Raw genomic sequence first — 2,957 nt, 5'->3', positions numbered from 1 at the left:
TACGTCCGGGGGCCCCCGGGCGCGGGGGGGGCGGGGGCGGGCGGGGCGCGGGGCGCGGCCGGGGCGGCCAGGCCCGCCGCCGGGGCGGCCTTGGCCGCCATCTCGGCCGCCGAAGCCTCGGCCAGCCGCCGGGCCTCCTCGGCCTTCAGCAAGGCCTCCTCGGCGCGCCGCTGCTTCTCCAGCCGGCGCTCCTCCGCCTCGGCACGCAGCCGCGATTCCTCTTCGGCCTGCTTGCGCAGCCGTTCCTGCTCGGCGGCGCGGGCCTTCTCCTCGGCCTCCAGCCGCAGCCGCTCGGCCTCGGCCCGCTCCCGGGCCTCCTCCTCGGCGCGCAGCCGCGCCTCACGCTCCAGCCGCTCGGCCTCGGCCGCCGCCGCGACCCGGGCCTCCTCGGCCTCGCGGGCCTTACGGGCTTCCTCCTCGGCCGCCAGCCGGGCCTCTTCGGCCTTGCGCGCCGCCTCTTCCTCGGCCTTGCGCTTGGCCTCCTCCTCGGCACGCCGACGGGCCTCCGCCTGCGCGGCCACCTCGGCCTCCGAGAGCGGGAGCATCCGGTCCAGGCGGTGGCGTACGACGGTGCTGACGGACTCCGGGTCCTGGCCCGCGTCGACCACCAAGTACCGCCCGGGATCGGCCGCGGCCAGCGTCAGGAATCCGGCGCGCACCCGCTGGTGGAACTCCGCCGGCTCCGACTCCAGCCGGTCCGGCGCCTCCGTGAACCGCTCCCGGGCCGCCTCCGGCGACACGTCGAGCAGCACGGTCAGATTCGGTACGAGGCCGTCCGTGGCCCAGCGCGAGATACGGGCGATCTCGGTCGGGGACAGATCGCGGCCGGCGCCCTGATAGGCCACCGAGGAGTCGACGTAGCGGTCGGTGATGACGACCGCGCCGCGCTCCAGGGCGGGCCGTACGACGGTGTCCACGTGCTCGGCGCGGTCGGCCGCGTACAGCAGGGCCTCGGCGCGGTTCGACAGTCCGGCGGAGGACACGTCCAGCAGGATCGAGCGCAGCCGCTTGCCGACGGGGGTGGCCCCGGGCTCGCGCGTGACGACGACCTCGTGGCCCTTGCCGCGTATCCAGTCGGCCAGCGCCTCCACCTGGGTGGACTTGCCGGCTCCGTCGCCGCCCTCCAGGGCGATGAAGAACCCGGCGTCGGACGCGGCCTGCACCGGCTCCCCGCCGCGCAGCGCCTCGCGCAGGTCGCGGCGCAGCGGTACGCCGCTGCGGTCGTCGGCCTTGGCCAGGACGACCACGGCCACGGGCAGCAGCAGCGCGCCGACCAGCATCAGCGTGAAGGCCGCGCCGCCGTGCGCGAACACGATCTCGCCGCCGGCCAGCCGGTGCGGACCGATGCCGGCGGCCAGCAGCGGGGCGGCGACGGCCCCGACGGCCACGGCCACCCGGACGACGGCCTGAAGGTGCTCGGTGACCCGGGCCCGGCGGAACTCCTCGGTCTCCTGGTCGATCAGGGTGTGCCCGGTGTTGGCGGCGACGCCCGCGGCGGTGCCGGCGAGCAGCGACAGGAACAGCACGGTCGCGGTGTCCGGGACGAGCCCGGTCAGCAGCAGCGCGAGCCCGGCCACCGCGATGGCCAGTGCCAGCAGCCGGCGCCGGGACAGCGCGGGCAGCACCTTGCCGGCCTGGGTGGCACGGATGCCGAGGGCGGTGCCGCCGAGCAGGGCCAGTACGAGCAGCGAGAACGCGGCCGCTCCGCCCCCCAGGTCGGCGGCGTGCAGGACCGCCACGGCGGCGGCGGAGGCGATCGCTCCGGCGACGGCCGCGCAGGCGAGGACGAGCAGCGGGATGGCTCCCGTACGCCCCTTCTCGGGCCGGTCCCCCGCCCTGGGGGCGCGCAGGCCCTCCAGCGGGGAACGCGGGCGCGGGGTCTTCGCGCCGGGCAGCACCAGCGGGAGCAGCAGCGAGACGGAGGCCGCGAAGAGGCCGGAGGCCACGTACGAACCCAGGGCGGCCTGGTTCTCGGCGAACCAGCCGATGCCGAGGCCGAGGGCCTTGCCGACCAGGGTCGCGGCGAGCAGCACGGCCGCGGCGACGGGCATGGCCGCGAAGGAGGTACGCAGGTTCAGCCGGCGCAACGTGTCGAGGTGATCCGGCAGCGGCCGAACGGTCGCGCCCTCCGGCGGCGGGCCCGGCAGCAGCGCGGGCGCGGCGCTGTCCTTGGCCAGCGCCCACAGCCGCTCGGCGGCTCCCGAGACGAAGACGGTGGCGAGCAGGGCGGTCAGCGCCTGCTCCGGAATCCAGTCGAGCCACAGCGGGGCGACGACGAAGAGGCCGAGCCGCAGGCCGTCGGCGCCGATCATCGTCCAGCGGCGGTCCAGCTTGCCGCCGGGGGCGGCGAGCTTGGCCAGAGGTCCGAGGAGGACCGCGCCGAACACGACGGTGGCCAGCACGCGGACGCCGAAGACGGCGGCGACGGCCAGGGCCCAGCCGGTGTATCCACCGCCGAAGGCGTCCTGCTCGACGGCCGCCTGGAAGGCGAGCAGCACCAGGACCAGCAGGGCGAGGGCATCACCGATGCCGCTGACCAGCTGGGCGCTCCACAGACGGCGCAGCCGGGGGGTGCGCAGCAGCGCGCGCACCGCGCGCTCGCGGGAGTCCGCGGCGAGGGCTTCGTCGTAGGTGGGAGCGGTGGTGTCGGGGGTGGTCTGGGCGGTGGCGGTGGTGGCGGTCACGACCGTTGGCTGCTCGGCTCGCGTCATCCGCCCAGCCTATCCGCTGCGCTTGGCCGGTGCGGTGGCCTGTGGACAAGGTCCGGTGTGACCCCAGACCCACCTTCCGGGCCGCGGCCCGGGCCCTCGTGCCGCCGCTGCGCGGGGCTTGTCCCCGCCCCGCCCTTCCACCGTTCCCAGGGCTCCGCCCTGACCCGAAGATCCTGGGGCTCCGCCCCAGACCCCGGTCCTCAAACGCCGGACGGCTGAAGAGGGCGGGGCCCGTGCCTATTGCAC

1 protein-coding gene is annotated in these 2,957 nt (G+C 76.6%); it reads right to left on the bottom strand.

The features are described 5' to 3' along the window. A partial coding sequence (gene tmk / locus ACFXDJ_RS26425; RefSeq protein ID WP_384850496.1) for a dTMP kinase occupies positions 1-2,711 on the bottom strand: 2,711 nt, incomplete at its 3' end. Between the last annotated feature and the right edge of the window lie 246 nt (positions 2,712-2,957).

This window comes from Streptomyces sp. NPDC059443, assembly GCF_042750105.1.
Classification (GTDB): Bacteria; Actinomycetota; Actinomycetes; order Streptomycetales; family Streptomycetaceae; genus Streptomyces.
Note: the sequence above shows the minus strand (reverse complement) of the source record. Positions and strands in the feature narration are given on the sequence as shown.